General features: G+C 71.6%; 27 protein-coding genes, 2 pseudogenes and 2 riboswitches. Of the genes and pseudogenes, 14 read left to right on the top strand and 15 right to left on the bottom strand.

Features of this window, described 5'->3' with window-relative positions; all coding sequences use genetic code 11:
- Positions 1-10 precede the first annotated feature (10 nt).
- Complete coding sequence (locus tag OHO83_RS06465; RefSeq protein WP_266677974.1) at positions 11-367, top strand: histone-like nucleoid-structuring protein Lsr2; 357 nt, start codon at positions 11-13, stop codon at positions 365-367.
- A 242-nt stretch (positions 368-609) separates the two neighbouring features.
- Here OHO83_RS06465 and OHO83_RS06470 read toward each other — a convergent pair whose 3' ends face one another.
- Both OHO83_RS06470 and OHO83_RS06475 read right to left on the bottom strand, forming a co-directional pair.
- On the bottom strand, positions 610-1,056 hold the full coding sequence (locus OHO83_RS06470; protein ID WP_266677972.1) for a hypothetical protein: 447 nt from the start codon (positions 1,054-1,056) through the stop codon (positions 610-612).
- 496 nt (positions 1,057-1,552) lie between these two features.
- A pseudogene (locus tag OHO83_RS06475) lies at positions 1,553-2,373 on the bottom strand (IS5 family transposase).
- Positions 2,374-2,449: 76 nt separating this feature from the next.
- On the opposite strand from OHO83_RS06475, the gene OHO83_RS06480 reads away from it, so the two are divergent.
- On the top strand, positions 2,450-2,623 hold the full coding sequence (locus OHO83_RS06480; RefSeq protein WP_266677969.1) for a hypothetical protein: 174 nt from the start codon (positions 2,450-2,452) through the stop codon (positions 2,621-2,623).
- 395 nt (positions 2,624-3,018) lie between these two features.
- Here the strand turns inward: OHO83_RS06480 and OHO83_RS06485 are convergent, their stop codons facing one another.
- Complete coding sequence (locus tag OHO83_RS06485; protein WP_266677968.1) at positions 3,019-3,984, bottom strand: pirin family protein; 966 nt, start codon at positions 3,982-3,984, stop codon at positions 3,019-3,021.
- 124 nt (positions 3,985-4,108) lie between these two features.
- Between OHO83_RS06485 and OHO83_RS06490 the strand changes: the two genes are divergently transcribed.
- The 3 genes from OHO83_RS06490 to OHO83_RS06500 all read left to right on the top strand — a co-directional run bounded on the left by OHO83_RS06490 (position 4,109) and on the right by OHO83_RS06500 (position 6,554).
- A complete protein-coding gene (locus tag OHO83_RS06490; RefSeq protein ID WP_266677967.1) occupies positions 4,109-4,459 on the top strand; it encodes a tetratricopeptide repeat protein in 351 nt (116 codons plus the stop codon).
- A gap of 243 nt (positions 4,460-4,702) precedes the next feature.
- Positions 4,703-5,887 (top strand): methyltransferase, encoded by a 1,185-nt coding sequence (locus tag OHO83_RS06495; RefSeq protein WP_266677965.1) that lies wholly within the window; start codon positions 4,703-4,705, stop codon positions 5,885-5,887.
- A 76-nt stretch (positions 5,888-5,963) separates the two neighbouring features.
- The gene (locus OHO83_RS06500) at positions 5,964-6,554 is read left to right on the top strand and encodes a histidine phosphatase family protein (RefSeq protein WP_266677963.1); all 591 of its coding nucleotides are present in this window, start codon (positions 5,964-5,966) and stop codon (positions 6,552-6,554) included.
- 22 nt (positions 6,555-6,576) lie between these two features.
- Here OHO83_RS06500 and OHO83_RS06505 read toward each other — a convergent pair whose 3' ends face one another.
- The 6 genes from OHO83_RS06505 to OHO83_RS06530 all read right to left on the bottom strand — a co-directional run bounded on the left by OHO83_RS06505 (position 6,577) and on the right by OHO83_RS06530 (position 11,338).
- Positions 6,577-6,969: a hypothetical protein gene (locus OHO83_RS06505; protein ID WP_266677962.1), complete on the bottom strand. Its 393-nt coding sequence runs from the start codon at positions 6,967-6,969 to the stop codon at positions 6,577-6,579.
- A gap of 99 nt (positions 6,970-7,068) precedes the next feature.
- Complete coding sequence (locus OHO83_RS06510) at positions 7,069-7,827, bottom strand: CbtA family protein (RefSeq protein ID WP_266677961.1); 759 nt, start codon at positions 7,825-7,827, stop codon at positions 7,069-7,071.
- 20 nt (positions 7,828-7,847) lie between these two features.
- Positions 7,848-8,069: a CbtB domain-containing protein gene (locus OHO83_RS06515; protein WP_266677960.1), complete on the bottom strand. Its 222-nt coding sequence runs from the start codon at positions 8,067-8,069 to the stop codon at positions 7,848-7,850.
- Between the two features lie 38 nt (positions 8,070-8,107).
- Positions 8,108-8,252, bottom strand: a riboswitch (cobalamin riboswitch).
- A 91-nt stretch (positions 8,253-8,343) separates the two neighbouring features.
- Positions 8,344-9,156 (bottom strand): ABC transporter ATP-binding protein, encoded by an 813-nt coding sequence (locus OHO83_RS06520; RefSeq protein ID WP_266677959.1) that lies wholly within the window; start codon positions 9,154-9,156, stop codon positions 8,344-8,346.
- The gene (locus OHO83_RS06525; RefSeq protein ID WP_266680168.1) at positions 9,153-10,121 is read right to left on the bottom strand and encodes a FecCD family ABC transporter permease; all 969 of its coding nucleotides are present in this window, start codon (positions 10,119-10,121) and stop codon (positions 9,153-9,155) included. The genes OHO83_RS06520 and OHO83_RS06525 overlap by 4 nt, the downstream gene beginning before the upstream one ends.
- A gap of 149 nt (positions 10,122-10,270) precedes the next feature.
- On the bottom strand, positions 10,271-11,338 hold the full coding sequence (locus OHO83_RS06530; protein ID WP_266677958.1) for an ABC transporter substrate-binding protein: 1,068 nt from the start codon (positions 11,336-11,338) through the stop codon (positions 10,271-10,273).
- Between the two features lie 71 nt (positions 11,339-11,409).
- Positions 11,410-11,607: riboswitch (cobalamin riboswitch) on the bottom strand.
- A 101-nt stretch (positions 11,608-11,708) separates the two neighbouring features.
- Here OHO83_RS06530 and OHO83_RS46900 point away from each other — a divergent pair.
- A pseudogene (locus OHO83_RS46900) lies at positions 11,709-11,888 on the top strand (2-hydroxypropyl-CoM lyase); the annotation flags it as partial.
- A 71-nt stretch (positions 11,889-11,959) separates the two neighbouring features.
- Here the strand turns inward: OHO83_RS46900 and OHO83_RS06540 are convergent.
- Positions 11,960-13,384 carry a dihydrolipoyl dehydrogenase family protein gene (locus tag OHO83_RS06540; RefSeq protein ID WP_266677956.1) on the bottom strand — a complete coding sequence of 475 codons (1,425 nt, stop codon included), beginning with the start codon at positions 13,382-13,384 and terminating at the stop codon, positions 11,960-11,962.
- A 127-nt stretch (positions 13,385-13,511) separates the two neighbouring features.
- On the opposite strand from OHO83_RS06540, the gene trxA reads away from it, so the two are divergent.
- The gene (trxA, locus tag OHO83_RS06545; RefSeq protein ID WP_266677954.1) at positions 13,512-13,916 is read left to right on the top strand and encodes a thioredoxin; all 405 of its coding nucleotides are present in this window, start codon (positions 13,512-13,514) and stop codon (positions 13,914-13,916) included.
- An 81-nt stretch (positions 13,917-13,997) separates the two neighbouring features.
- Here trxA and OHO83_RS06550 read toward each other — a convergent pair whose 3' ends face one another.
- Both OHO83_RS06550 and OHO83_RS06555 read right to left on the bottom strand, forming a co-directional pair.
- Positions 13,998-15,434: an aldehyde dehydrogenase family protein gene (locus tag OHO83_RS06550; protein ID WP_266677952.1), complete on the bottom strand. Its 1,437-nt coding sequence runs from the start codon at positions 15,432-15,434 to the stop codon at positions 13,998-14,000.
- Positions 15,435-15,547: 113 nt separating this feature from the next.
- The gene (locus OHO83_RS06555; protein ID WP_266677950.1) at positions 15,548-16,591 is read right to left on the bottom strand and encodes a LacI family DNA-binding transcriptional regulator; all 1,044 of its coding nucleotides are present in this window, start codon (positions 16,589-16,591) and stop codon (positions 15,548-15,550) included.
- Positions 16,592-16,746: 155 nt separating this feature from the next.
- Between OHO83_RS06555 and OHO83_RS06560 the strand changes: the two genes are divergently transcribed.
- Positions 16,747-18,168: an amidase gene (locus tag OHO83_RS06560; RefSeq protein WP_330278859.1), complete on the top strand. Its 1,422-nt coding sequence runs from the start codon at positions 16,747-16,749 to the stop codon at positions 18,166-18,168.
- Between the two features lie 134 nt (positions 18,169-18,302).
- Positions 18,303-18,761, top strand: coding sequence for a type II toxin-antitoxin system PemK/MazF family toxin (locus OHO83_RS06565; RefSeq protein WP_266677946.1), 459 nt, complete (start codon positions 18,303-18,305; stop codon positions 18,759-18,761).
- On the opposite strand, the gene OHO83_RS06570 is transcribed toward OHO83_RS06565, so the two are convergent.
- Positions 18,736-19,593: a TIGR02452 family protein gene (locus tag OHO83_RS06570; protein WP_330278860.1), complete on the bottom strand. Its 858-nt coding sequence runs from the start codon at positions 19,591-19,593 to the stop codon at positions 18,736-18,738. The genes OHO83_RS06565 and OHO83_RS06570 overlap by 26 nt on opposite strands.
- A gap of 216 nt (positions 19,594-19,809) precedes the next feature.
- Between OHO83_RS06570 and egtA the strand changes: the two genes are divergently transcribed.
- The 4 genes from egtA to egtD are packed head-to-tail and all read left to right on the top strand — an operon-like array spanning position 19,810 to position 24,147.
- Entirely contained in the window at positions 19,810-21,102 is a 1,293-nt protein-coding gene (gene egtA / locus OHO83_RS06575) for an ergothioneine biosynthesis glutamate--cysteine ligase EgtA (RefSeq protein ID WP_330278861.1), read from the top strand.
- Positions 21,099-22,433 (top strand): ergothioneine biosynthesis protein EgtB, encoded by a 1,335-nt coding sequence (gene egtB / locus OHO83_RS06580; RefSeq protein ID WP_330278862.1) that lies wholly within the window; start codon positions 21,099-21,101, stop codon positions 22,431-22,433. Before egtA ends, egtB begins: the two co-directional genes overlap by 4 nt.
- Positions 22,433-23,188: an ergothioneine biosynthesis protein EgtC gene (gene egtC / locus OHO83_RS06585; protein WP_330278863.1), complete on the top strand. Its 756-nt coding sequence runs from the start codon at positions 22,433-22,435 to the stop codon at positions 23,186-23,188. Before egtB ends, egtC begins: the two co-directional genes overlap by 1 nt.
- Complete coding sequence (gene egtD, locus OHO83_RS06590; protein ID WP_330278864.1) at positions 23,185-24,147, top strand: L-histidine N(alpha)-methyltransferase; 963 nt, start codon at positions 23,185-23,187, stop codon at positions 24,145-24,147. The genes egtC and egtD overlap by 4 nt, the downstream gene beginning before the upstream one ends.
- 36 nt (positions 24,148-24,183) lie before the next feature.
- On the opposite strand, the gene OHO83_RS06595 is transcribed toward egtD, so the two are convergent.
- Complete coding sequence (locus tag OHO83_RS06595; RefSeq protein ID WP_330278865.1) at positions 24,184-25,488, bottom strand: extracellular solute-binding protein; 1,305 nt, start codon at positions 25,486-25,488, stop codon at positions 24,184-24,186.
- Between the two features lie 212 nt (positions 25,489-25,700).
- Here OHO83_RS06595 and OHO83_RS06600 point away from each other — a divergent pair, with 212 nt between their 5' ends.
- Positions 25,701-25,916: a dodecin gene (locus OHO83_RS06600; RefSeq protein WP_227298938.1), complete on the top strand. Its 216-nt coding sequence runs from the start codon at positions 25,701-25,703 to the stop codon at positions 25,914-25,916.
- Between the two features lie 88 nt (positions 25,917-26,004).
- On the opposite strand, the gene OHO83_RS06605 is transcribed toward OHO83_RS06600, so the two are convergent.
- Positions 26,005-26,502 carry a phosphatase domain-containing protein gene (locus OHO83_RS06605; protein WP_329432489.1) on the bottom strand — a complete coding sequence of 166 codons (498 nt, stop codon included), beginning with the start codon at positions 26,500-26,502 and terminating at the stop codon, positions 26,005-26,007.
- Between the last annotated feature and the right edge of the window lie 24 nt (positions 26,503-26,526).

Genomic DNA, 26,526 nt, shown 5'->3' on the forward strand with positions numbered 1-26,526 from the left:
CAATCAGCGCATGGCTCAACGAGAAGTAATCACTTATACGGACGACCTCACAGGTGAAGAAGCCGAAGAGATCGGTACCCACACCATCCTCATCGACGGGGCTGGGGTCGAAATTGACCTCTCCACGGAGAACCACGATCGCCTGTTGGAAGTTCTGCACCCCTACTTGAGTGCCGAAGGGGCCCGTCGAGTACGTGGCAGCGTCACCACTGCCGGCACGAAGGGTAAGCGTCGAGCCGTAGGACCCTCCGCCCACTCGGACACGGCCCAGATCCGGGCTTGGGCCAAGGAAAACGGCCTTGCGGTGAATGACCGGGGTCGAGTTCCTGCTTCCGTTAAGGAAGCATACGAAAAGGCCAATGATTAATCTCTGATATTGACGATCGAGCTCCCCGGCATCACGCAGTCCCACCTCAACATCTGGCTTACCCAGGCCAAGGACTCCCAACGTCGCGCGAATGCAGCCTTCATCAGGAAGATCCCCAGCTATTTCACCCTGCGCTACGTCAGGCTGCTTGTACGCCGATCGCCTCGTCGCCGTCCGGCGGGGCTTCGGGGCAACACGGCGCCACCGGCAGCCGCGACGCCCCCTCGAAGCCGACGGTCCTGCTACCCGAAATCGGCGCGACGATGCTGGAGTTCGACTGTCAGCCCGTCGTGCACCACATCCGAGGCCCGCAGGCTGGGTGTGGACGCGTCGTCTGGCTCGACCGCTCGCACCGCGCCCGACGCACCGGCTGGACACACCCCCAACTCACGGTCGGCCTCGGCCATGCCGGCGCGGGCGGCCCGGCGCAGCTCGCGTGTCCGGGGCATCGCCCGCAGCGCCACGTAGAGCACCGGAACAGCAAGCACGATCAGGAGGGTTCCCGCGAACGGATGCGCCCCGGCCCAGTGGGCGAAGCGCACGAAGAGCAGCAGGCCGGCGCAGAACACAGCCCCGATCAGCGCGAGGGCGACCACCAGCACGCTCAGGCGATCGCCCCCGCCACGGGCGGGGGTGCGCAACTGGTCCTGGGACGCGCACCTGTTCACGCTGTCGGGCTCGCGTGTCACCACTGAATCTCCTCGTCCGTCAGTGAACGTCGTGGAGAGACAGGTACCCCGGGAAACCCCGACCATGATCGACTACTTGCGAGTGCACCCACCACGGAGTCGGACGATCTCACGGAGCCCTCGCCCCCCTTCGCCACACTGCGGAGGCGGGAGTGGCCGAGGTCGAGCAGGGGTAAACGCAGACAGGCGTCAGCCACTGACTCGGCGACGCAGCCACCACGACGACCAGAGCGGCCGCGGTGGGCGCTACCGGCATCCCCTACCGCTCGGTCTCGTCGAAATAGCCTGCCGGGGCGACCAACCGTGGATGCCGGCATCCCGAGCCTCCGCTACGAGCAACTACGAGCTGAGTGCGAGAAAGCCGCCGTACTTCCAGGGAAATAGGGTGGGCTGGAGCATGGCGTCTGGAGGTATCAGTCGGGGGCCGTATAGCCAGCGCCCCCCGGACTCAACCGTCCAACTTGGTCCGTGCATCTGGTTCAGCGGTTAAGAGGCCCTAACAAAGGCGTTGAACGTGGCGGTGGGTGATGAGGCAGGTGGCGATGCCGAGGAAGGCTTCATGGATGTCGTCGCGTCTTTCCCAGCGGATGCGCAGGCGGCGGAAGCCGTGGAGCCAGGAGATCGTCCGCTCGACGACCCAACGGAAGACTCCCAGACCGGTGCCGTGCGGCTGACCGCGCTCGGCGATCACAGGGCGGATGCCACGCGCCCGCACGAGACGCCGGTATTTGTCGTGGTCGTAGCCGCGGTCAGCGAAGAGCAGGTCGGGCCGATGCCGTGGCCGGCCGACGACGCCGCCGCCGATGGCAGGGATCTTGTCGAGCAGGGGCAGCAACTGCGTGACGTCGTTGCGGTTTCCACCGGTCAGCGACACCGCGAGCGGGATGCCCTGCCCGTCTGTGATGACATGGTGCTTGCTGCCCGGTCGTGCGCGGTCGACCGGACTGGGACCGCTTTTGGGCCCCGCCGGGCCGCCCGGACGTGGGAAGAGTCGATCACCGCCCGAGACCAGTCCAGCTGGTTCTTCGACCGCAGTTCCTTCAGCAGCACCGCGTGGAGCTGGTCCCACACGCCGGCCTCGTTCCAGGCAGCCAGGCGCCGCCAGCAGGTCATGCCTGATCCGAAGCCCAACTCCTGCGGCAGGTACTCCCATTGGATGCCAGTGTGCAGGACGAACAGGATCCCGCAGAACGCTTGCCGATCCGGTACCCGCGGTCGGCCCTCGACTAGCTTCGGGCCCGGCTTGGGTAGTAGCGGTGCGATGAGCGACCACAGTTCGTCCGACACGATCCACGGCCGCGGCTGACGTTTCCCCATGAACAGACCAACGACCCGACAAGCCAACAGTCACATGATCAACAGCTTTTGTTAGAGCCAGTAAGCGGGAAAGGCGGTGCTGTTGGTAGGGAATTACTCGGAGTTCCACATGGTGGCGAGTTGGGCGACCATCAGCGTCAATTACTTCGCCCGTCACACCGGCCGCGCCCCGCAACAGATCATCGCTCAGTACGAGACCGACATCATCGCCGCCTGGGAAGACCTCACCTGGTACAAGTGCCATTCGTGAAGAGTGCCGACGGAACGGAATGGAGATGCAGCGATCTGTGGGAACCGCACAAACACCCCATTAAGTCGGCAAGGCTCCGCAAGGAATCGCGCTTCATGGGGATGAGCGCCTGCGCCCTGCGTTGGGACACCCGGCCAGGGCCCTGAAACGGGAGCTCAGATGGTCGGGCGTCGACCCGGTTCTCTGTGCCGACAGGAACCTGATGCGGCGCCAGGAAAGTCAGCATTGGGTCAGCATAAGTCTGATGACAGCTGCCCACGGGTGACGAAACCTGTGACTCGCGAACGTGGAGTCACAGTCCCCGAACAGCGTTTGCGATCGCGGTGAAGGGAAGCCGGGCGGGTCGACTTCCCCGTGAGCCCGACCCCACATAGGTCACGCTGCAAAGAGGCAATTCAACGCACCCGGCCCCGGGGTTTAAGCGGCACAGGCGGCAGCTCGGGCGCAGCCAACGGACCCCCGTCGTACCCCTTCACTTCCCCAAATCTCGACCCACCCATCCAGTCCTCCCGGGCCTGACTGATATCGTCCTGCGATCTGCCGATGAAGTTCCACCACATGATCAGCTCCTCGTCGAACGGCTCGCCGCCGAGGAGCATCAGGGACGCGTCCGACTCGGCGCGCAGGGGGAGTTCGGTGCGGCCGCAGCCCAGGTAGAGCATGGAGCCGGGCAGGACCGGGACGCCGTCGACGTGAGCCTCGCCCGACATGGACAGGACCGCGTACTCGAAGTCCGGCTCGAGCGGGACGCTGAGATCAGCGCCGCGCGTGAGACTGATGTCCGCTCCGACGATGGGCGTGTACGTCGCGCCGGGCGACGCGGCGCCGTCGAGCTCGCCGAGGATCAGGGTCGCGCTCAGGCCGGGGGCCGTGACCTCGGGCAGGTCCGCGTGGTGCTCGAAGCGGGGCTCCGTGTGGCGGTGACTGTCCGGCAGGGCGACCCACAGCTGCGCGCCGTGCAGAAGGCGGGCGTGCGGGCGCGGGCTCTCCTCCGAGTGGCTGATGGCACGCCCGGACGTCATGAGTCCCAGCTCGCGGGGTCTGATCGTCTGGAGGCTGCCTGTGGAGTCGCGGTGCAGGACCTCCCCCTCGTGCAGCCAGCTCACCGTCTGCAGACCCATGTGGGGGTGGGGCGGCACCTGCATACCGGGTTCGTCGGCGATGTCGTCGGGCCCGTAGTGATCGACGAAGGCCCAGGCGCCGACCATGCGGCGGCCGAGGTTCGGAAGCAGCCTGCGGACCTCGGTGGACTCGCCGAGCTTCACGCGCCGGGGGGAGAGGAGTTCACGTACGGGCTCCGCCACGACGAAACCCCGGCCGCCGCACATGGTCGGCTCCGCCTCGCGATCAAGATTGCTCATGGCTCACAACCTAGACCCGTCCAGGCCGTCCCGTCAGGCACGCGTACGGGTGGACCCGCGCGCTCGGCAGGACGGAATATGCGCCGGGTCCGTGCCGTTGAGAGCGGTCGAGGAGGCACCAGTGGTGAAAACGACCAACTACTACACGCAGGGCACCCCGGCGGAGCGCTGGGAGCGCGCGCGGAAGTTCTTCGACGCCAAGGAGTACACGCTCGCGGCGCAGATCCTCGACGATCTGGTCGCCGAGATCCCCGAGCAGGTGGCCGCGCGGCTGCTGCTGGCCCGCGCGTACTATCACTCGGCTCAGCTGGGCCGCGCCGAGGCGGAGCTGCGCATGGTCGTCGAGCGTGATCCGGTCGAGCACTACGCCCGTCTGATGCTGGGCCGCACCCTGGAGCGCCAGGGCCGTCACGAGGAAGCGGGACCGCATCTGCGGATGGCGGCCGCGTTCGCGGGCGACTTCGGCGACGCCTGAGCGGTACAGGGGCGGGGACGCGGGAGCGATACACGGGGGGACGCGTGAGCTGTACACAGGCGGGGACCCGTGAGCCGCGCGGGAACGCCTGACCGTACGGCCGGAGACGCCTGAGCCGTACCGCCCGGAATGCCGGAGCCGTACGGCCGGGGCCGGCCGCTGGGCCGGTCGGCCCCGGTCCGGCCGCGCTACGGCCCCGCCCGCGGCCCTGGTGATCTGCGCCTCCGCTAGCCTTGCGGGACGATGAGCAACCGTTTCGAGACGTCATGGGGCGAGTTCGACCTCGCCCGCTTCCCCGAGGATCCCCGCGACACGCTGCGCGCATGGGATGCCGCGGACGAGTACCTGCTGCGGCATCTCGCCGACAGCGCCGCCGATCTGTCGGGGTCGGTGGTCGTGATCGGCGACCGGTGGGGCGCCCTCGCCACGGCCCTGGCCGGGCACTGCGAACGGCCGACCGCGATCTCCGACTCGTACCTGGGGCAGCGCGCGACCCGCGCCAACCTCGACCGGGCCGGCTTCGACGAGAACGCGGTACGGCTGCTGACCACCCAGGACACCCCGCCGGAGCGCGTGGACGTGCTGCTCGTACGCGTCCCCAAGAGCCTGGCGCTCCTGGAGGACCAGCTGCACCGCATAGCGCCCGCCCTCCACGGCGAGACCGTGGTGGTCGGGACCGGCATGGTCAAGGAGATCCACACCTCGACGCTGAAGCTGTTCGAACGGATCGTCGGCCCGACCCGGACGTCCCTCGCCGAGAAGAAGGCGCGGCTCATCTTCACGACGCCGTACCCGGCGCTCGCCCGGCCGCGGAACCCGTGGCCGCACACCTACGCTCTGCCGGACGGGGTCGGCCCCGTGTCGGGCCGGACCGTCACCAACCACGCCGGTGTGTTCTGCGCGGAGCGCCTCGACATCGGCACCCGTTTCCTGCTCCAGCACCTGCCCCGCAGCGAGGGCGCCGAGCGCGTCGTGGACCTGGGCTGCGGCAACGGCGTCGTCGGTACGGCCATGGCGCTGGAGAACCCGCGCGCGGAGATCGTGTTCACGGACGAGTCGTTCCAGGCGGTCGCGTCGGCCGAGGCGACCTACCGGGCGAACATCGACCCCTCTGAACACCCCGAGGCGAGGGCGGAGTTCCTCGTGGGCGACGGTCTCGCGGAACTTCCCGCGGGCAGTGCGGACCTCGTCCTCAACAATCCGCCGTTCCACTCCCACCAGGCGACGACAGCCGCCACGGCCATGCGCATGTTCTCCGACGCGCGGGACGCGCTGCGTCCGGGCGGTGAGCTGTGGGTCATCGGCAACCGCCACCTCGGCTACCACGTGAAGCTGCGGCGCCTGTTCGGCAACAGTGAACTCATCGCCAGCGACCCGAAGTTCGTCGTCCTGCGCGCCGTCAAGAAGGAACGCGATACGCGTCCGTAGGCGCGCCGAGCGCGACGAGGGGGTGGACGCGCGGGCCTGGCGCGTCGCCCCGTACATCAAGGAGAGGGCTCAACCCGTGACCAGCCGCGTCACCTTGATCTCTGCCGCGATGAGCCGGGCTCTGCGGGAGGCCCGGTTCGACGACGGGTGCTCGCTCGACCCGAGCGCCGCGGCGCGTGCGCGGGCGGCGGCCGGCGGCCTTCTCGCGGCCGACCGGCTGTCGGTGTCCCCCACCGTGCGCTGCCGGGAGACAGCGGAGGCCCTCGGCCTCGATGCCCTCGAGACACCGGAGCTGGCCGGGCTCGACGTGGGCCGTTGGCGGGGCCTGACCCTCGCCGAGGTGAGCGCCGAGGACCCGGCCGGCATCGCGCTCTGGCTCTCCGACCTCGGCGCCGCGCCGCACGGCGGGGAGTCCATACGTGGCCTGTGCGAACGGGTCGCGCGCTGGCTGGAGTCGTCGGCGGAGTTCGACGGACGGACGCTCGCCGTGGTGGAGCCGGAGGTCGTGCGGGCTGTGGCCGTCAAGATCCTCGACGTGCCCGGCCCGGCGTTCTGGCGGCTCGACGTACCGCCCCTGACGGCGACCGACGTCAGCGGTCGCTCCGGGCGCTGGAACCTTCGGCTCGGGCGGGCGCTGGGCCCGTCGGAGGACGGCGCCGGGGGCTGACCCGTACTGGGCGCCTCACCCTCTACTGGTTCGACGGTGAACAGCATTCCTCGCCAACTGCCCCCGGTGGAAGGCCTGTTGACTCCCGATGGCGCAGGAGCAGTGCCGCGAGCGCACACCGCAGACAGTCGGTGTCCGTCGCTCCCGCAGGTTCGCGTGCCTCGCCGCCACGGCCCGCACTCCCCCTTCGGTCGCGCGGGCCGTGGCAGCCGTGCGACGGGCAGCCGACCAGCGCCTCGATCTCCCGCAGCAGCTCCTCACTCTCCTTCACGCGCTGCGCCAGGACGCGTACACGAGCACTCTGGCCGCCGATCTGCCGTCTGCTGGCGATCAGTTGCTCGTACTCCTCCAGGGTCAGCGCGACCGCCTCGCGGCCGCCGAGTGTGATGTGGCGCGGTTGGGGGTGTCTGGCCACGCGGGTCTCCGCCCTCGGAAGAAAGCGAGAGGGCCGACCGGAAGGTTCCGGCGGCCCTCTGCGCTTGATCGCCTGCCTGGGTCCTGTGGCGCGGTTCTCTCAGTGGGGTACGGGAGTTGCGGCGCCGGATGGGACGGCCCCGGCGCGCGGAGCGAGCTGACGCTGCGCCAACTCGCCGAAGATCAGGCCGAATCCGGTCCACAGAGTGAGCTGGATGGCGAGGGCCGAGGTGCGGAACCGCCACAGCAGCGCTGCGGGGAAGTCCTTCGGCACCTCGTTGACGACCGGCAGGAAGGCGTACGCGAGCCCGATCGCGAGGACGAAGAACCCGACCGCCGCCACAGTGGCGTACCAGGTGCCCAGGCGGGGAACGAGCCGTTTGCCGATGATCACCGCGGCGACGGCGAGGAGCACGCTGAGCAGCATCATCAGGAAGTACAGCGTCGTGCGTTTGCTGATGGTGCCGGGATCGCCGACGGACGGCGGGTTGGCGGGGTACTTCAGGAACGGCACGACATACACGGCGAGCAGGGCCGTGCCGGAGAGCAGGAGGGCCGTGGCCCGTGGGGTGAAGCGGCCGACGCGGCCGAGCGCGAAGCAGTACGCGAGGGCGGCCATGCCGCCGAAGGCGACGCCGTAGAGCAGGATGCCGGTGGCGAGGCCCGCGGTGGACTGCAGGCTGCGGCTGACGAGTTCGACCTCGTGGTGGTGCGCGGGTGCGTGGGCCTCCTCGTAGCCGATGGCGCTGTCGACGCTGGGTTCGCCGAGGAGGTAGGCGACGACGAGGGCGAGCAGACCGGCACCCAGGCCGGCGAGCATGCCCCGTACGAGGAGGTTTCTCACTGTTGCGGAGTTCATGAGCTTTGTGGCGTCCCTCGTCAGTGGCAGGGGAAGCCGAGCAGGTGGCGGGCGTCGTGCACCCATTCATGAACGCTCTCGCCGGAGACGACGGCGGTGGCGCCCTGTTCGGCGCCGACGAAGTAGAGCAGGACCAGCATCAGGATGCCGAAGAAGGCTGCCCAAGGGGCAATCGCCTTCAGGGGCAGCGCTGCGGGAAGAACGGGGGTGGTGGCTGTCGGCTGAGCGACGGTCTGCGCCATGGCAGGACCTCCTCTGGGAGTTCGCGTCCCATCTCGGTGGTGCACAAGTACGACAGCTGCGGGTCTGACTCGCGAGGTCCCCGCCCGTCCGGGCGAGTGGCTCGTCTCACAGTGGCGCGACCGTGCCGGATTCCCACCGGCTTCCGCGTTGCCATCGTCAATATCGGTCAGACCGTACCGCGTAAGGGGCGCACGGCCAAGACCGGGCCGCCCGCCGTGATCTTGGTCATGGTCGCTGCCCACGAAGCCTTGCGTGCGGTACGGCAGTGCCGCCTCAGGGAGCGGGCGTTCTCAGGAACCGGATGTACGGGGCCTCCCCCTGCTCGGTGGTGGCCGGGAAAACGGTCGCGCGCACTCCGTAGACCCGCGCTATGAGCTCTTCGGTGAGTACGTCACAGGGCGCGCCGGCAGCGATCACCCGCCCCTGCCGGAGGACGACGAGCTGGTCGCAGTACATCGCGGCCAGGTTGAGGTCGTGCAGGGCGATGACGCTGGTGAGCCGGAGTTCCGCGAGCAGGTCGAGGAGGTCCAACTGGTGCTGGATGTCCAGGTGGTTGGTCGGCTCGTCCAGAAGGAGTTCGCGTGGTCGTTGCGCGAGGGCACGGGCGATCTGGACGCGCTGGCGCTCACCGCCGGAGAGGGTGTGCCAGTGCCGGTGGGCCCGGTCGGTGAGATCGGTGCGGGCGAGCGCGGAACGTACGGCCTCCTCGTCCTGTGCCGACGGTGGCATCCATGCCTTGCGATGGGGGACGCGCCCCAGACGCACGACGTCCTCGACGGTCAACTCGACCTGCGTGTCGGCCTGTTGCTCGACCACGGCGACGCGGCGCGCGAAGTCCCTGCGGCGGACGGCGCTCAGCGGTGAGCCGTCCAGGGTCACCACTCCGGCCTGGGGGGTGAGGATGCCCGCGAGCAGGCGCAGGAGCGTGGTCTTGCCCGAGCCGTTGGGTCCGATGAGGCCCGTGATGCCTCCGGGCGCCGGGTGCACGCTCACGCCGTCCAGGATGAGGTGTCCGCCGGTTTCGCGGCGGACCCGGTCGGCCCGCAGCCCGTCGGCGGTGGTGGTGCGCATCGTCGGGACGGTCATCGGCGCAGGCTCCGGGTGCGGTACAGGACGAGGACGAAGGCCGGTACGCCGATCAGCGAGGTCACCACACCGACCGGCACCTCCTGCGGGTCGAGGACGGTACGGGCGAGCGTGTCGACCCACACGAGGAAGACCGCGCCGGCCAGCGCGGTCACCGGCAGCAGCCGAGCGTGAAGCGGACCGGCTAGGGCCCGCGCCGCATGCGGCAGCACCAGGCCGACGAAGCCGATCGCGCCGGCCGAGCTGACCAGTGCCGCCGTGAGCAGGGCGGTCGTGCACAGCAGGACCAGGCGGGTGCGGGCCACGTTCACGCCGAGCGACGCGGCGGCGTCCTGTCCGAACGCGAAGGCGTCGAGCGTACGGGCGTGCGCGACGCAGATGACGAGCGCCGCCACGAGCAGTGCCAGGCACATCCGCACATCGGTCCAGCCCGCCCCACTGAGCGAGCCGAGCAGCCAGAACAGGACACCGCGCGTCGTCTCGGCATCCGCCGCGGTCAGCACGACGACGGACGTGAGCGAAGAGAACAGCTGCATGGCGGCCACCCCGGACAGCACCACACGGTCGGTGGAGCCGCCGAGGACCTGGCTGAGCGCCAGCACCAGCGCGAAGGAGACGACCGCGCCGAGGAAGGCGCCGGCCGAGACCGACAGGGCGCCGCCGCCGACGCCGAGTACGACGACAAGGACCGCGCCGGTCGAGGCGCCTGAGGAGACACCGAGGACGAAGGGGTCGGCGAGCGGGTTGCGCAGCAGCGACTGCATCACGGCGCCGCACACCGCGAGCCCCGCGCCGCACACGGCGGCCAGCAGGGTGCGCGGCAGCCGCAGGTTCCACACGATGCCGTCGCGAATGGGAGTCAACTCCGGTTCGCCCACGCCTAGATGGGCGGCAACGGCCGACCAGACATCGGTCATCCCGATGTCGGCCGGGCCGATGGTGATGGCCAGCGCCACGGACGCCATGAGCACCGCGAAACCGGTCGGCCAGGCGAGCACGCCGCGCACCGTGAGAAGCCGCTTCGGGGTGGCGGGTGAAGGCGCCGCCTCAGGGGACGCCTCGGGCGCCGTCTCAGGGGACGACGCCTGAGAGGGTGGGGGCGACGCTTCCACGCTCATCCGGCGAGGCCGAACGCCCGCAGTTTCGCGGCGACTTGCTCCACGCCTTCCACGGTACGGATGGTCGGGTTCATGGCCTGCCCGCTGAGCAGCACGTACCGCTTCTTCCTCACGGCGGTCATGTTCTTGGTCACAGGGTCGGACTCGAGGAACTCGATCTTCTTGGCGGCGGATTCGGCGGTCTGTGAGCGGCGCGTGAGATCGCCGATGACGAGGACGTCCGGGTCCCGGTCCGCGACCGTCTCCCAGTTGATCTGGGGCCATTCGTCGCGGGTGTCGTCGAAGACGTTCTTCGCCCCCACCTCACGGGTGATGACGCCGGGCGCGCCGCAACAGCCCGCCATATAAGGGGAGTCGGAGTTGGCGAACCAGTACAGCAGGGTCGTCCGGGAGGCGTCGATGCCGCCGGTCGCCTTCCTCACGCGGGCCTTGAGTGCGGAGACGAGCCGCTCACCCCGTTCACGCACATCGAAGACGGCGGCGAGGTCGCGGACTTCGCCGTAGACGGTCTCCATGCCGAGGGTCTTGGTACGGGCACCGTCGCCGCCACCACTGTTGTCCTTGCCGGCGCAGTCGGAGGGCGAGAGGTACGCCGGTACGCCCAGCTTCGCGAACTGATCCCGTGGCGCCACTCCGCCCTTGCTCAGAGTCGCGCCGAACGAGGCGGCGACGAAGTCGGGTTCGGCGTCCAGGACCTTCTCGAAGGACGGATAGCGGTCGGCGAGCCGCTCGACCTTCGCGTTCTCCTTCTCCAGCCCCTTCATCACGGGGTCCGTCCAGGTCCCCGTGCCGGCCATGCGGTCACCGAGGCCGAGGGCGAGCATGATCTCGGTCGAGCCCTGGTCGAGGGAGACGGCGCGCCTGGGCGCCGCCTTCACCTCGACCCGCGTACCGCAGTTGTCGAGGACGACCGGATAGCCGGCGGCGCTCCCCTGGGTCGCGGGTGTGCGGGCGGATCCACCACCTCCGCAGGCGGCCAGGACGAGCGTCGCGGCGAGACAGAGCGCGGCACGGGGTATGAGGCGAACGGAGCCACTGCACGTGGCGGGGTGCGCGAAGGGCACGGGGACTTCCTCGATGTCGAGGGCTCATGCGCGGAGCCCGGTCGCACGGTCTCCCCCGCCGCCCCGACCGGAGCCCGCGAAGGCTGCCAGCAGGTCTTCGGACTCGGGATCCCGCGGACGGTGCGCCTTCCCGGACCGCGTGCGGTCCAGTGGCCGATGCCCCGCCCGTCACCCTCACCGCTGCGCGTCAGCTCCGGATTCGCACCGGATTCCCTGACACATACCTGTCCGAGCTCCCGCAATGCGGGGCAGACGGGCATGAGTTCGACTGGCCTTGGAAAGCTACCACGGCCCCCGAATGCAGACGGCGGCCCCTTCTCGCACGGTGCCCGCGGTGCGGGACGGGCTCGCGCCGGACAGCCGCGCGCTGCCCGGCGCCGGTGAGGCAGCGGCCCTGCTGCGCAAGGGACTTGAGGCGATCCCCGCCGAGCGGCTCTGGGTCAACCCCGACTGCGGGCTGAAGACCCGCGGCCGGCCCGAGACCCGCGCCTCCCTGGAGAACCTGGTCGCGGCGGCCCGTACGGTCCGCCGCGAACTCTCCGCGTCCTGACCCCGGGGTGAGACTGTCCGGGCGGGGGGCATCGTGTCTCGCCCGGACAGCCACGCGCAGAGGGACATCCCTCAGCCACGATACGTCTCCAGCAGCCTCAGCCACACCTCGCTCACCGTCGGATACGACGGGACCACGTGCCACAGACGGTCGATCGGGACCTCGCCCGCGACGGCGACCGTCGCCGAGTGGACGAGTTCGCCGACGCCCGGACCGACGAAGGTGACGCCCAGGAGGACCTCGCGGTCGAGGTCGACGATCATGCGGGCGCGGCCCCGGTAGTCGTCGCCGTACAGGCCGGCGCCCGCCACCGAGGCGATGTCGTAGTCGACGGCGCGGACGCGGTGGCCCGCCGCCTCGGCCTCCGCGAGGGTGAGCCCCGCCGAGCCCGCCTCGGGGTCGGTGAAGACGACCTGCGGGACGGCGGAGTGGTCGGCGGTCGCCGCGTGGGCGCCCCAGCGGTCCGTCTCCAGGAGCGGGACGCCCTGGGCGCGGGCGGCGATGGCCGCGCCCGCGATCCGTGCCTGGTACTTGCCCTGGTGGGTGAGGAGCGCGCGACGGTTCACGTCCCCGACCGCGTACAGCCAGGTGCTGCCCTCGACGCGGAGACTGTCGTCGACGGGGAGCCATGAGCCGGGTTCGAGGCCGACGGTCTCCAGGCCGATGTCCTCCGTGCGGGGCGCGCGGCCCGTGGCGAAGAGGATCTCGTCGGACTCCAGGGTCGATCCGTCGTCCAGGGTGGTGACGACGGTGCCGCCCTCCCGGGTGACTTCCTTGACGGAGACGCCGGTCCGCACGTCCGCGCCCGCCTCGGCGAGGGCCTGCATGACCAGCTCACCGGCGAAGGGCTCCATCCGGGACAGCAGCCCCGACCCGCGTACGAGCATCGTGACCTGCGAGCCGAGGGCCTGCCAGGCCGTGGCCATCTCCGCGGCGACGACTCCGCCGCCCACGACGACGAGGCGGCCCGGCACCTTCTGCGCGCTGGTGGCCTCGCGGCTCGTCCACGGCTCGACGTCGGCCAGGCCGGGGAGGTCGGGGAGCGCGGCGCGTGTGCCCGTGCAGACCGCGACGGCGTGGCGGGCCGTGAGGACGTGCTCGGTGCCGTCGGGCCCGATGACGGTGACCCGGCGGATGCCCGTGATACGCCCCTTGCCCCGGTAGAGGTCGGCGCCGATGGACTCCAGCCAGCTCACCTGGCCGTCGTCCTTCCAGTGCGAGGTGTACTCATCACGGCGAGCGAGGACGGCGGGCGCGTCCAGAGGACCCTGCACGGACTCCCGCAGGCCCGGCAGGCGCCTCGCGTCGGCCTGGGCGATGACCGGGCGCAGCAGGGCCTTGCTCGGCATGCACGCCCAGTAGGAGCACTCGCCCCCGACCAGTTCGCTCTCCACCACCGCGGCACTGAGGCCCGCCGCGCGGGCCCGGTCCGCGACGTTCTCCCCGACCGGCCCGGCGCCCAGAACCACCACGTCGTATGTGTTCTCATCCGTCATGGGCCCCAGTGTGGTCGCAGGTGTGCGTCGGGGCCACACGGGTACGCGCGCGGAATACGTCCATTACCGGGACCGTTGTGAAAAGCGGCTTCAGCACCGCAACCAGGAAGCAGGAAGAGGGCACATCATGAGCAGCACCACCGTGGAGCTCACCAAGGAGAACTTCGACCAGACGGTCACGGACAACGGGTTCGTGCTGATCGATTTCTGGGCGTCGTGGTGCGGGCCGTGCAAGCAGTTCGCGCCCGTCTACGAGAAGGCTGCGGAAGCCAACCCGGACCTGGTATTCGGGAAGATCGACACGGAGGCCCAGCCCGAGCTCGCGTCGGCGTTCGGCATCCAGTCGATCCCGACGCTGATGATCGTCCGTGACCAGGTCGCCGTGTTCGCCCAGCCCGGGGCGCTGCCGCAGGAGGCCCTGGACGACGTGATCGGCCAGGCCAGGAAGCTGGACATGGACGAGGTGCGCAAGTCGATCGCCGAGCAGCAGGCCAAGGCGGGCGAGGACGGCGCGGGCGCCGAGCAGGCCTGACGCCACCCCCTTTGTCGACGGCCGCCGGGCCCGAACTCTCCGTACGGGCCCGGCGGCCGTTTCACGATCATGTGCGCGGGGTCAGAACGGATAGCCCGCCACGTCGCCGCGCACCGTGGTCCACCGGGTCTCGGTGAAGGCCTCGATGTTCGCCTCGCCGCCGAAGCGGGCGCCCGTGCCGGACGCCGCGACGCCGCCGAACGGGGCGACCGCCTCGTCGTTCACCGTCTGGTCGTTGATGTGGACGATGCCGGTGGGGATGCGCTCGGCGAGGTCGAGGCCGCGCGCGGGGTCGCGGGTGACGATGCCGAGGGAGAGGCCGTACGGGCTCGCGGCGGCCAGCGCCGCCGCCTCGTCGGTGTCGGTGAAGGACCGGACGGGTGCGACGGGGCCGAAGACCTCCTCGGCGTACGCGGGGGTGCTGTCGTCGACGCCCGCGAGGACCGTCGGCCGGTAGAAGAGGTCGCGGTGCGTGCCGCCCGCGGCGAGCTTGGCCCCCGCGGCGGTGCTGGCCTCCACCAGGCCGTGGATCTTGGCCAGTTGTGCCGCGTCGATGACGGGGCCCAGGTGGACCTGGTCGCGGTGCGGGTCGCCGACGGCGAGGGAATCGGCTTTCGCGGCGAGGCGTTCGACGTACTCCTCGTAGAGCGAGGCGTGGACGAGGTGGCGGCCGGTCGTCATGCAGATCTGGCCCTGGTGGAAGAAGGAGCCCCAGGCCGCGGTGGAGATGACGGCGTCGAGGTCGGCGTCCGCCAGGACGATCAGGGCGGAGTTGCCGCCGAGTTCCAGGTGTGCCCGCTTGAGGTGGCGCCCCGCGGCCTCGCCGACGGCCCGGCCCGCGCCGGTGGAGCCGGTGAAGGAGATGACGGGGACGTCCGGGTCGGCGACGAGCGCCTGGCCGGCGTCGGTCCCGCCGGGCAGCACGTGGAGGACGTCCTGTGGCAGACCCGCGGCGGAGAGGACGGCCGCGAGGGCGAGCCCGCCGCAGACCGCCGTGCGGGGGTCCGGCTTGAGGACGACGGCGTTGCCGAGTGCGAGGGCCGGGGCGACGGAGCGGATGGAGAGGATGAGCGGGGCGTTGAACGGCGCGATGACGCCGACGACACCGGCCGGGACGCGGCGTGTGTACGAAAGGCGGGGCGCCTCGCTGGGCAGGACCTGGCCGGTGGGCCGGGACGCGAGGGCGGCGGCCTCGTAGCACTCCTGGGCGGCGACGTGCAGCTCGAAGTCGGCCTTGCCCGGGATGGATCCCGACTCTCGCACGAGCCAGGTGCGCAGCTCGTCGGCGTGCTCGGTGAACAGGTCGCCCGCGCGGCGCAGGACGGCGGCGCGCGCGAAGTGGGGCTGCCGGGCCCAGTCGCCCTGGGCCGCCGCTCCGGCCCGCGCCGCGGCGCGGACGTCGTCCGGGGAGGCGAGGGTGACGGTGGCGAGGCGCTCGCCCGTGGCGGGCTCCGTGACCGCGTGCTCATCGCCCGACAGCGGGCGGGCCTGCCAGGTCTTCGGGTCGAGCAGGGACATGCCGGATCTCCGATCGGTCACTGATCTCCGGGGCGGCGCGCGGGGCGGTGCGCCGACCCATGTTGTTGAGCACGCAACATCCTAGTCGCGTAGGCCGCTCGCGGCCCCGGCCGTCACGTCGACTGCCGGGCCACGACGCGGGCCCGGAGCGTGTCGTGCGACTCGGTGCCTGCGCCCGGGTCGCGTACCAGACGGTCGACGAGTGCGGCGAGCTCCTGCCCGGACGGCAACTCGATACGGACCGTGCTCAGCCGGGGCCGCAGCAGCCGCCCGAGCATCAGGTCGTCGGCCCCGATGACAGCGGTCTCCTCCGGGATGCCGACGCCCGCGTCCTGGAGCGCCCGCATCAGGAGCATCGCGTACTCGTCGTTGTACGCGAACACGGCGTCGAGCCCCAACTCGCGGATTTCCGGCACCAGTTGGACGGCCGACTCCTCGTCGTACGCGAGAGGCAGCTCGAAGACCTCCGCGCCGGTGCCCAGGACCGCGTTCCGCACGCCGTCGAGGCGCGGGCGCGCGAAGTGGTCGAGGCCCTGCTCCGTCGGCAGGACGACGCCGATGCGGCGTCGGCCGCGTTCGACGAGGTGGGTGCCCGCGCTCCGGCCGACCTCACAGTGGTCCATGAGCAGCGCGTGGGCGCCCTCGGCGCGCTCCGGGCCGAGCGTGATGACGGCCCTGGCGCCGGAGCGGCGGAGCACCTCGATGCCCTCGGTGCCCAGATCAGGGGGTGTGAGGACGGCGACCGGGCGCAGCTCGGCCCAGGCGCGCGCCGCGTCGTCGCCGCGCAGGCTGACGCTGCCGTACTGCACGACCGTGTAGTCGAGGCGGCTCAGTGCCCACTGGAGGTCGTTGAAGAACGCGTTGTAGAGCGGTCCGGCGGGGACGCTCGGGGAGGGCATCAGGACGATGCGGGTGTGTCCGGCGCGCAGGCTGCGGGCCGCCGCGTGCGGCACATAGCCGAGCTCCTTCGCGGCCTCGTGGACGCGGCGCCGTGTGGGTTCGCTGATTCTGACGGCGCTGGTGTTGTTCAGGACGTAGCTGACGGTGGCGCGCGAGACCCCGGCGAGGCGGGCGACGTCGGCGCTCGTCGGCGCCGGGCTCGGCGCGGCGGGCTCCCGTGATGTGCGGGCGGACTGCGGCTTCGGTATCTGCACCATGACGCACCGCATCCTTCCAGACGGGTACGGCCGTGTTCCCGGCCGGGCATACCGGTTGGGGCTTGCGGCCGCTAGCGTGCGTGCACTCAAGCCGTTCGAATTCTTGAAGTTGCGAAGTTCCTGAGTTCCGAAGTCCCGTACAAGGAGGTGTCCGCATGGCGTCCGACCGTGCCGCCGGGCTCGCCGCGACCGCCCGCGCGCTCACCGACGGGGACGTGTCCTCGCGCGTCCTCGTCGAGAAGGCCCTGGAGCGCATCGAGGCGACGCAGCCTGTCCTGAACGCGTTCCGCACGGTCCGCGGGGAGGCCGCCCTCGCCGAGGCGGACGCCGCGGACCGCGAACGCGCGGCGGGCGGACACCGGCCGCTGCTCGGGGTGCCACTGGCCGTGAAGGACGACATGGATGTGGCGGGCGAGCCGACCGCGTTCGGCTGCCCCGGCGACTTCCCGCCGAAGACCGAGGACGCTGAGGCCGTACGCCGGCTGCGCGCGGCGGGCGCGATCGTCATCGGCAAGACGAACACGTGCGAGCTGGGGCAGTGGCCGTTCACCGAGGGGCCCGCGTTCGGCGACACCCGCAACCCGTGGAATCGCGGGCACACGCCCGGCGGCTCGTCGGGCGGCTCGGCGGCGGCCGTCGCCGCGGGGATCGTGCCGGCCGCGCTCGGCTCGGACGGAGCGGGCAGTGTCCGGATACCCGCCGCGTGGACGCACCTCGTCGGCATCAAGCCGCAGCGCGGCAGGATCTCCACATGGCCCTGGGCGGAGTCCTTCCACGGGATCACCGTGAACGGCACGCTCGGCAGGACCGTCGGGGACGCGGCGCTGCTCCTGGACGCGGCGAGCGGTTCGCACGACGGCGACCTGCACCGTCCGCCGCGGATCGCGGCGGCGCAGGCGGCACGCGACGAGCCCGGCAAGCTGCGCGTCGCGCTCTCCTTGCGCATGCCGTTCACCGCGACTCCCAAGCGCCTGGACCCTGTTGTGCGGGCCCGGGTCGTCGCGCTCGCGGAGCGCCTCGCCTCTCTGGGGCACGACGTGGAGGAGGCCGACCCGCGCTACGGGCAGATCGGCCTCGCGTTCGTGCCGCGCGCCACGGCAGGCGTCGCGGACCTGTTGCGCGACGTTCCCGACCCCGCGCTGCTCGACGCGCGGACCCGGGAGTCCGCCCGCATGGGGCGGGTCCTCGGCGGTGCTCCGCTGCGGCTCGCGCGGCGCGCCGAGGCCTCGCTCCAGCGCCGGGTCGGCGCGGTCTTCGACACGTACGACGTGGTCCTCGCGCCGACGACGGCCACTCCCCCTCCCCGTATCGGCGCGATGGCGTCACTCAACGGCTGGCGCACCGACCGGGCGATGATCGCGGCGTGTCCGTACGCGTGGCCGTGGAACGTCCTCGGCTGGCCCGGCGTGAACGTACCCGCGGGCTTCACCGGCGACGGGCTCCCCGTCGGCGCGCAACTGCTCGGCCCGGCGAACAGCGAGCCGCAGCTCATCTCGCTGGCGGCCCAACTCGAAGCGGATCAGCGGTGGTTCGAGAAGTGGCCCGAGAACCACCAGGCGCCGCGCAGCGGCCCGTAGAGCGGCGCGCGGGCACAGACTACGTATGCGTCGTACGGCTCGGGCGGATATATGGGTCTTCATGCGCCGAGCCTGTGTCCCACCGGCCGGGCCCGCTCGACGGGTTGGGCCAGTCAGGCAATAACGTGACCCGGGTGACTGCCTTCATCGATGACCCGCATGCCCACGAGCACCCCGGCCGCGCCGGCGCCACCGCCACGGTCGAGGCCGCGCCGCGCGAGGTGGGCCGGGTGCGCACCGAGTACGCGCCCGCCCATGACGGCGACCCCGATCCTGGTGAGATCGTCTGGACGTGGGTGCCGTTCGAGGAGAACGACGGCCGCGGCAAGGACCGCCCTGTGCTCGTCGTCGCCCGGGAGGACGCCGGCACGCTGCTCGCCGTACAGCTGTCGAGCAAGCGGCACGACCACGACAGGGAGTGGGTGCCGATCGGCAGCGGGCCGTGGGACGCCGCGGGCCGCGACTCGTGGGTGGCGATCGACCGGGTCCTGCGGGTCCATGAGCGGGGCATGCGGCGCGAGGCCTGCGCCCTGGACCGAATGCGGTTCAACCTCGTGGTGCTGCGCCTCAGGGAGCGGTACGGCTGGCGCTGACCGCCGGCAGCACCGCGAAGGCCCGTTCGAAGGCCGTCCTGGTCCGCGCGTTCGGCGTGCGGTCCAGGACGCCGAACACGATGTGGTCGAAGCGGCCCGCGAACCGGCCGCCCTCGCCGAGGAGCGCCCGGAACGCGGCGGCGACCTGAGCCGGGTCGTTCTGGAAGACCCCGCAGCCCCAGGCGCCGAGCACGAGGCGCCGGTAGCCGTGGGCCACGGCCGTCTCCAGGACCCGCTCCGCCCTTGACGCGAGGGCACCCGCGATCTCGTCCGCCCGCTCCGGGGTGCGGCGGCGGATGACGCCCGCGTTCGGCGCGGGTGAGGTGAGGAAGCCCGCGGTGTACGGCTCGTCGAGCAGCCGTCCGCGATCGTCGCGGAAGACGGGGACGCCCGGCGAGTGGATGACCTGGTCCGTGTAGAAGGCGTCGCGGTTCTCGCGGTGGTGGTCGTAGAAGTCGCGGGCCCGCAGCAGGCACGTGTACAGGGCCGACGCCCGGCACACGGCTTCCTCCTGGGCCTGCGCGCCGTTGAGATAGCCGCCGCCGGGGTTGCGGGCCGAGGCGAAGTTCAGGACGGCGACGAGGTCCTGCCCGGCGGTGACCAGACGGTGCGCGGCCTCCAGGCTGGACTCGCCGGTGACTTCGACGGCCGTCTTCGCGGGCCGGCCCGGCTCGGGCACCTCGACCGGAGCCGGTCCGTACGTCCGTGTCGCGTCCCGCGCGGCCGCCACCGCCGCAGCGATCGGCACGATCGCGCCACCGGGCGCCGTGTACCGCCCCGCCGCGACGATCTCCTCCGTCTGCTGCGCGATCCCCCGCAGCCGGGCGCTCACGCCCGCTCCCCCGTGGTCGTTCTCATGAACGCATGATGTGCGCCGGGCGACACCGCGAGCAACAGATTTTCCCTCTCGGAGGGGCACTCTTGTGCGATTCGCCGTGAGGGTTTTGGGTGGTACGAGCACTGCCCCGGCCCGGCCCATCCCCGTCGAGTCGACGGCTTGGCCCCCACCAGGGACTATGAAGGCGTACGGATCAGGAGGATCCTGAACATGCCCGAAGGAGACTGTACGGAGCTCGGCACGGCGGCCCTGGTCACCGAGCCCGAGGTGGAGGCGCTGGTCCGCGGGATCTGCTTCAAGACCGGACCGCCTCGCACTGTGGGTGTCGAAGTGGAATGGCTCGTCCACGAGCCGCGCAGGCCGCGACTCCCCCTTCCACCCGAACGGCTCGACGCGGCGTACGCCGCACTGGGCGCCCTGCCCCTCAGCTCGGCGCTCACCGTCGAACCCGGCGGCCAGCTGGAGCTCAGCTCCCTGCCAGCCGCCTCTCTCATGGACTGCGTCTCGGCCGTCTCGGCCGACCTGACAGCGGTCCGCACCGCACTCGCCGCCCGTGGCCTCGCGCTGACGGGCCTCGGCACCGATCCCTGGCGCCCGCCGCGGCGGCTGCTGCACGAGCCGCGCTACGACGCCCTGGAGGCCTGGCTCGACCGGGCGGGGTCCGCGGGCCGCGCCATGATGTGCTCGTCGGCGTCCGTGCAGGTCTGTCTCGACGCCGGATACGAGGAGCCGGGGCCGCTCGGCCACGGCAGGCGCTGGCGGCTCTCGCACCTGCTGGGCGCCGTCCTGGTCTCCGCGTTCGCCAACTCACCGATGCTGTGCGGGCGTCCCACGGGGTGGCGCTCCACCCGTCAGGCCGTATGGGAGGAGATCGACCCCGGCCGGTCCGGGGCACCACCCCTCGACGCGGAGCCGCGCGAGGCCTGGGTCCGGCACGTCCTGGACGCGCCGGTGATGTGTGTCCGCAAGGACAGCGGCCCGTGGGACGTGCCGGACGGCATGTCCCTGCGGACGTGGCTGCGTACCGGTGGGCCGCGGCCCGCCACGCGCGGTGACGTCGACTACCACATCTCCACCCTCTTCCCGCCGGTGCGCCCGCGCGGCCACCTCGAACTGCGCATGATCGACGCCCAGCCCGGCGACGACGGCTGGATCGTGCCGTTCGCCGTGACGACCGCGCTGTTCGACGACCCGCAGGCCGCCGAGACCGCGTACCGCACCGTGAAGCCGCTGTCCGAACGGGCGGGCCCGCTGCCCGCGCCGCACAATCAGCTGTGGCGCGACGCGGCGCGGCTCGGCCCTTCGGACCCCGAACTCGCCGAGGCGGCCGTGACCTGTTTCGCGGCGGCGCTCGACGCGCTGCCGAGGCTCGGCGCATCCCCCGGGGTGCTCGCCGTCGTCTCGGCCTTCATGGACCGCTATGTCGTGCGCGGCCGCTGCCCCGCCGACGACGTGCTCGACCACATCGATGCCCCCGCCCCCGGGAGGACCGTCACCTCATGACCGCACAGAGCGAAGACACCGCCCCGGACCCCGAGGCACTGCGGGAGCGCGCGAGGACCGCGCTGCTCACCGCGCGGGACCGCACGACGCTGCTCACGAGCTGCGTCGAGGGGCCGGAACTGACCGCGCAGCACTCGCCGTTGATGTCGCCGCTGGTGTGGGACCTGGCGCACATCGGCAACCAGGAGGAGCAGTGGCTCCTGCGCGCGGTCGCGGGCCGTGAGGCGATGCGCCCGGAGATCGACCCGCTGTACGACGCCTTCGAGCACCCGCGCTCCGAGCGGCCGAAGCTGCCGCTGCTCGCGCCCAAGGAGGCCCGCGGTTACGCGGCCGAGGTGCGGGGGCGGGCGCTCGATGTCCTGGAGAGCACGCCGTTCCACGGTACCCGGCTCACCGAGGCGGGGTTCGCGTTCGGGATGATCGCCCAGCACGAACAGCAGCACGACGAGACAATGCTGATCACCCATCAGCTCCGGGCGGGCGCTCCGGCCCTGACGGCTCCGGATCCCGACCCCGTCTCGCCGACGTTCCGCGGACCGTCCGAAGTCCTGGTGCCCGGCGGCCCGTTCACGATGGGGACGACCACCGAACCGTGGTCGCTGGACAACGAGCGCCCCGCGCACGCGCGCCTCGTCCCGCCGTTCCACATCGACACCGCGCCGGTCACGAACGGCGCGTATCTGGCCTTCATGGACGACGGCGGCTACGACAACTCCCGCTGGTGGACGCCCGAGGGCTGGGCCCTGGTGCGGGACAACGGGCTGCGGTCGCCGCTGTTCTGGCGGCGTGAGGCCGGTCAGTGGCTGCGGCGTCGCTTCGGGGTGACCGAGGTGGTTCCGCCGGACGAGCCCGTCGTGCACGTCAGCTGGTACGAGGCCGACGCGTACGCGCGCTGGGCGGGCCGGCGCCTGCCCAGCGAGGCCGAGTGGGAGAAGGCGGCACGCTTCGATCCCGCGTCCGGGCGGTCGATGCGCTACCCGTGGGGCGACACGGACCCGACGCCGGAGCGCGCCAACCTCGGCCAGCGCCACCTGCGCCCGGCCCCGGCGGGCAGCTACCCGGCGGGGGAATCCCCACTGGGTGTACGGCAGTTGATCGGCGACGTGTGGGAGTGGACGTCGAGCGACTTCCTGCCGTACCCGGGGTTCGCGGCGTTCCCGTACCGGGAGTACTCGGAGGTGTTCTTCGGCCCGGACCACAAGGTGCTGCGCGGCGGCTCGTTCGCCGTGGACGCGGTGGCGTGCCGCGGCACGTTCCGCAACTGGGACTACCCGGTGCGCCGGCAGATCTTCGCCGGCTTCCGCACCGCGCGCGACGGGGAGGGTGCCTGATGTGCCGGCAACTGGCCTACCTGGGCCCCTCGGCGCCACTCGGCGACGTACTCGTGACGCCGCCCCACAGCCTGCTGCGCCAGTCCTGGGAGCCGCGCCGTCAGCGGCACGGGACCGTGAACGCCGACGGCTTCGGCGTGGGCTGGTACGCGGACGGGGACCCGGTGCCCGCGCGCTACCGCAGGGCCGGGCCGATCTGGGGCGACCAGTCGTTCGCCGACCTCGCGCGGGTCGTGCGCTCGGGGGCCGTGCTCGCCGCGGTCCGCGACGCCACGCTCGGCGGCGCGGACGGTGAGGCCGCGGCGGCACCGTTCGCCTGCGGCCCGTGGCTCTTCTCCCACAACGGCGCGGTGACCGGCTGGCCGCGCTCGCTCGCCCCGCTGGCCACCGCGGTGCCGCCCGTCGACCTGCTGTCCCTGGAGGCCCGCTGCGACTCGGCGTTCGTGTGGGCGCTGCTGCTGTACCGGCTGCGCTCGGGCGACGACCAGGGGCAGGCCCTCGCCGACACCGTCCTGGAGATCGCCGAGGCCGCACCGGGATCCCGCCTCAACCTCCTGCTGACCGACGGCGAGACGATCACCGCCACCGCCTGGGGCGACAGCCTCTGGTATCTCACCGAACCCGGCCGCCGCACCGTCGTCGCCTCCGAGCCCTACGACGACGACCCGAACTGGCGCGAGGTGCCCGACCGCACCCTGCTCGCCGCGAGCCGCACCGACGTCCTGCTGACCCCGCTCAAGGAGCCCTCCGCGTGAGCCCGTACCAGCTGACCCGCACCCTGCCCGAGGACGCCACCGGCGCCGCCCTGCGCTCCGATGTCCTCAGCGGCCTCACCGGCACGCCGAAGACGCTGCCGCCCAAGTGGTTCTACGACGCGCGCGGCAGCGAGCTGTTCGACGAGATCACGACCCTGCCCGAGTACTACCCGACGCGCGCCGAGCGGGAGATCCTGCTGGCCCGCTCGCAGGAGATCGCCGACGCCACCGGCGCCCGCACCCTCGTCGAGCTGGGCTCCGGCTCGTCGGACAAGACCCGCCACCTGCTCGACGACCTGCCGGACCTGGAGACATACATCCCCGTGGACGTCAGCGAGAGCGCGCTGCGGGGCGCCGCCGAGGCGCTCGGCGCCGAACGCCCCGGGCTGCGCATCCATGCGCTGATCGCCGACTTCACCCTGGGGCTCACCCTGCCGGACGCCCCGGGACCGCGCCTGGCCGCGTTCCTCGGCGGGACCATCGGAAACCTCCTGCCGGCCGAGCGCGCCGCGTTCCTGACCGCCGTACGCGCCCTGCTGCGGCCCGGGGACATGCTGCTGCTCGGCACGGACCTGGTGAAGGACGAGTCGGTCCTCGTCGCGGCGTACGACGACGCGGCGGGCGTGACGGCCGCCTTCAACAAGAACGTGCTCGGCGTCATCAACCGTGACCTGGGCGCCGACTTCGACCCGGGCGCCTTCGAGCACGTCGCCCTGTGGGACGCGGACAACGAGTGGATCGAGATGCGGCTGCGCTCCACGGCCGCACAGACCGTCAAGATCCCGGCGCTCGGCCTCGCGGTCGACTTCGAGGACGGGGAGGAGATCCGCACGGAGATCTCGGCGAAGTTCCGCGAGGCGGGCGTGCGGGTCGAACTCGCGGGCGCTGGGCTGCGCATGACGCACTGGTGGACGGACGCGCAGAACCGCTTCGCGCTGTCCCTCAGCCGCGTCGACTGACGGCCGGGGCGGCCGGGGCGGCCGCCGGCTGCAGGGTCACGGCCCGCTGGCGTCCAGCTCCTTGGTGATCCGGCGGGAAGCCGCCCGGGCCTCCTCGGCCGGGGCGGCCCCGGCGAGCACCTTCGACATGTACGCCTTGATCGGGTTGTCGGCCTCGACCTTCGCCCACAGCGGGGAAACGGGCGTGGCCCGGCCGCGCGCGGCGCCCGCCGCCATCGCGGCCACGCCCGGCTCGTCGGCGACGGCGTCGCTCAGCGTCGTCTTGTTGGGCACGTAGTTCATGGTCCTGGCGAGGTCCTTCTGCCACTTCTCGCCGGCCAGGGCCTTGACGACCGCGACGGCTCCGTCGCGGTCGTCGGTGTTCTCGGGCACGACCAGGTCGGAGCCGCCGGTGAAGACGGACCCCGGCTTGGCCGACGTCTTGCCCGGGATCGGGAAGTAGCCCAGCTTTCCCTTGAGTTCGGGGTTCTGCTGCTCGACGGCCTGGGCGACACCCGGCACGGCGACGATCTGGCCGACGTCGCCCTTCGCGAACTCGCCCGACTGCGGCGGGTGTTCCTCGTCGGCGTCCTTGGGGCCCCGGCCGAGCGCCTGGAGCTGCCGGTAGAACTCCATGCCGCGCAGCGCCGCCGGTGACTGGAGGCTGCCCTCCCAGATCCCGCCGTCCTCCGTGGCGAGGTCGCCGCCCTCGTCCCAGATGAATCCGGCGAGCGTGTACCAGTCCTGGCCGGCGAGGTAGATGCCCTGGTCACCCTGGGTGTTCAGGCGCCGCGTGACGTCGAGCCACTCGGCGCGGGTGCGGGGTGCCCGCTTGATGCCCGCCTTCGCGAACAGGTCCTTGTTGTAGATCACCACCCGGTTGGCCGCGTACCAGGGGATGCCGTACTGGCGTGAGTGGAACATGCCGGGCTCGGCGAGTCCGGGCAGCCAGTCGTCCATGCCGAAGTCGCGCGCGGACTCCAGACTGAGGTCGAGCAGTCCGCCCTCGTCGACATACTGGGGGACCTGCGTGTTGCCGACCTCGATCACGTCGGGGGCCGGTCCGTCCGCCGCGTCCTCGCTCGCCGGGTCACCCTTCGCCTGGCCCAGGGCCGCGCTCACCTTCTCGCCGATGCCGGTCCACTCCTGGATACGGATGTCCAGGCGCAGGCCGGGGTTCTTGGCCTCGAAGCTCTTCGTGAAGCGCTTCAGGAACGCGTCCGACGCGCTGTCCTTCATCAGCCAGACGGTCACCGTGCGCTGTTCGTCGCCCCCGCCCGGCAGATAGGCGCAGCCCGTGAGCAGCGAGGCGGACACGAGGGCGAGGGGGATGAGGGACGCGGCGGTGCGGCGGTACTTCACGTGGGTCACTTTCTGCCTGCGGACAGGGAGGGGCGGCCCGACGTGGGGGATGAGCGTGACGCTCGCACGGGTGTGCTGGATTTTGGTATGGACCAATCGAACGGTCAAGGGGGTGACGGCAGGTAAGTCGAACGTCTGCCCTCTCGCTCGCGGTCCGCGGCGACCTGAGGCACCGTGGAAGGACGTCCACCGCACGGGCCGAGGAGGCCTTCATGTCCGATCACACGTACCGGGTCACAGAGATCGTCGGCACCTCCCAGGAGGGAGTCGACCAGGCCATCCGCAACGGCATCGCCCGCGCCTCGCAGACACTGCGCGGCCTGGACTGGTTCGAGGTGTGCCAGGTACGCGGCCACATCGAGAACGGGCAGATCGAGCACTACCAGGTCGGCCTCAAGGTCGGCTTCCGGCTGGAGGACGAGGCCTGAGCGTGCGCGCCCGATCCGCTCGGGCCCGGCCCTGAACCCGCGGCCGGATCCGCTCGGGAACGGCCCGGAACCCGCGTCCCGGGTCCGCTCAGGTCCGGCCCTCTCGCTCCTGGGCGTCCTTCAGCGCCTCGGACCCGCTCGCCCACCGGGCGCGTACGACGGTGAAGCCCGCCCGTTCGGCCTCGTCGCACACCAGCTCGTCGTCGTCGACCAGCATGCGGACCTCGCGGCCGCGGGAGAGCCTGCGCAGCGTCTCCAGTTTGGTGCGGCGCGCGGGCCTGCGGTCGTCGTTGCGGCGCATCCAGACGCGTCCTTCGGGCAGGCCCTGTCCGGCGAGCCAGGCCACAGTGTCGGCGCGGCACCGCTCGGGCCTGCCCGTGAGGTAGACGACCTCGCACTCGCGGGCGCTCTCCAGCGCCAGCTCGACGCCGCGCGCGAGGGGCGGATCGTCGGGCGCGGCCGCGAAGAAGGCCGACCAGTCGCGCGGGGTGCGCTCCAGGAATCGCTGACGGTGGGCCGTGTCGGCGAGGGTGTTGTCGAGGTCGAACACTGCGAGAGGTGGTGTGTCCTGAGCCATGGGTCTCACCCTAAGGACGGCCCGGCCGGGCCG

The organism is Streptomyces sp. NBC_00569, assembly GCF_036345255.1.
Lineage (GTDB): Bacteria > Actinomycetota > Actinomycetes > Streptomycetales > Streptomycetaceae > Streptomyces.

Coding starts and splice junctions, on each gene's coding strand:
- egtB (WP_330278862.1), top strand. CDS start 21,099: ATGACCGCACAGAGCGAAGACACCGCCCCGGACCCCGAGGCACTGCGG.
- OHO83_RS06550 (WP_266677952.1), bottom strand. CDS start 15,434: ATGTCCCTGCTCGACCCGAAGACCTGGCAGGCCCGCCCGCTGTCGGGC.
- egtC (WP_330278863.1), top strand. CDS start 22,433: ATGTGCCGGCAACTGGCCTACCTGGGCCCCTCGGCGCCACTCGGCGAC.
- OHO83_RS06600 (WP_227298938.1), top strand. CDS start 25,701: ATGTCCGATCACACGTACCGGGTCACAGAGATCGTCGGCACCTCCCAG.
- OHO83_RS06520 (WP_266677959.1), bottom strand. CDS start 9,156: ATGACCGTCCCGACGATGCGCACCACCACCGCCGACGGGCTGCGGGCC.
- OHO83_RS06485 (WP_266677968.1), bottom strand. CDS start 3,984: ATGAGCAATCTTGATCGCGAGGCGGAGCCGACCATGTGCGGCGGCCGG.
- egtA (WP_330278861.1), top strand. CDS start 19,810: ATGCCCGAAGGAGACTGTACGGAGCTCGGCACGGCGGCCCTGGTCACC.
- OHO83_RS06495 (WP_266677965.1), top strand. CDS start 4,703: ATGAGCAACCGTTTCGAGACGTCATGGGGCGAGTTCGACCTCGCCCGC.
- OHO83_RS06555 (WP_266677950.1), bottom strand. CDS start 16,591: ATGGTGCAGATACCGAAGCCGCAGTCCGCCCGCACATCACGGGAGCCC.
- trxA (WP_266677954.1), top strand. CDS start 13,512: ATGAGCAGCACCACCGTGGAGCTCACCAAGGAGAACTTCGACCAGACG.
- OHO83_RS06510 (WP_266677961.1), bottom strand. CDS start 7,827: ATGAACTCCGCAACAGTGAGAAACCTCCTCGTACGGGGCATGCTCGCC.
- OHO83_RS06540 (WP_266677956.1), bottom strand. CDS start 13,384: ATGACGGATGAGAACACATACGACGTGGTGGTTCTGGGCGCCGGGCCG.
- OHO83_RS06525 (WP_266680168.1), bottom strand. CDS start 10,121: ATGGCGTCCGTGGCGCTGGCCATCACCATCGGCCCGGCCGACATCGGG.
- OHO83_RS06515 (WP_266677960.1), bottom strand. CDS start 8,069: ATGGCGCAGACCGTCGCTCAGCCGACAGCCACCACCCCCGTTCTTCCC.
- OHO83_RS06560 (WP_330278859.1), top strand. CDS start 16,747: ATGGCGTCCGACCGTGCCGCCGGGCTCGCCGCGACCGCCCGCGCGCTC.
- OHO83_RS06465 (WP_266677974.1), top strand. CDS start 11: ATGGCTCAACGAGAAGTAATCACTTATACGGACGACCTCACAGGTGAA.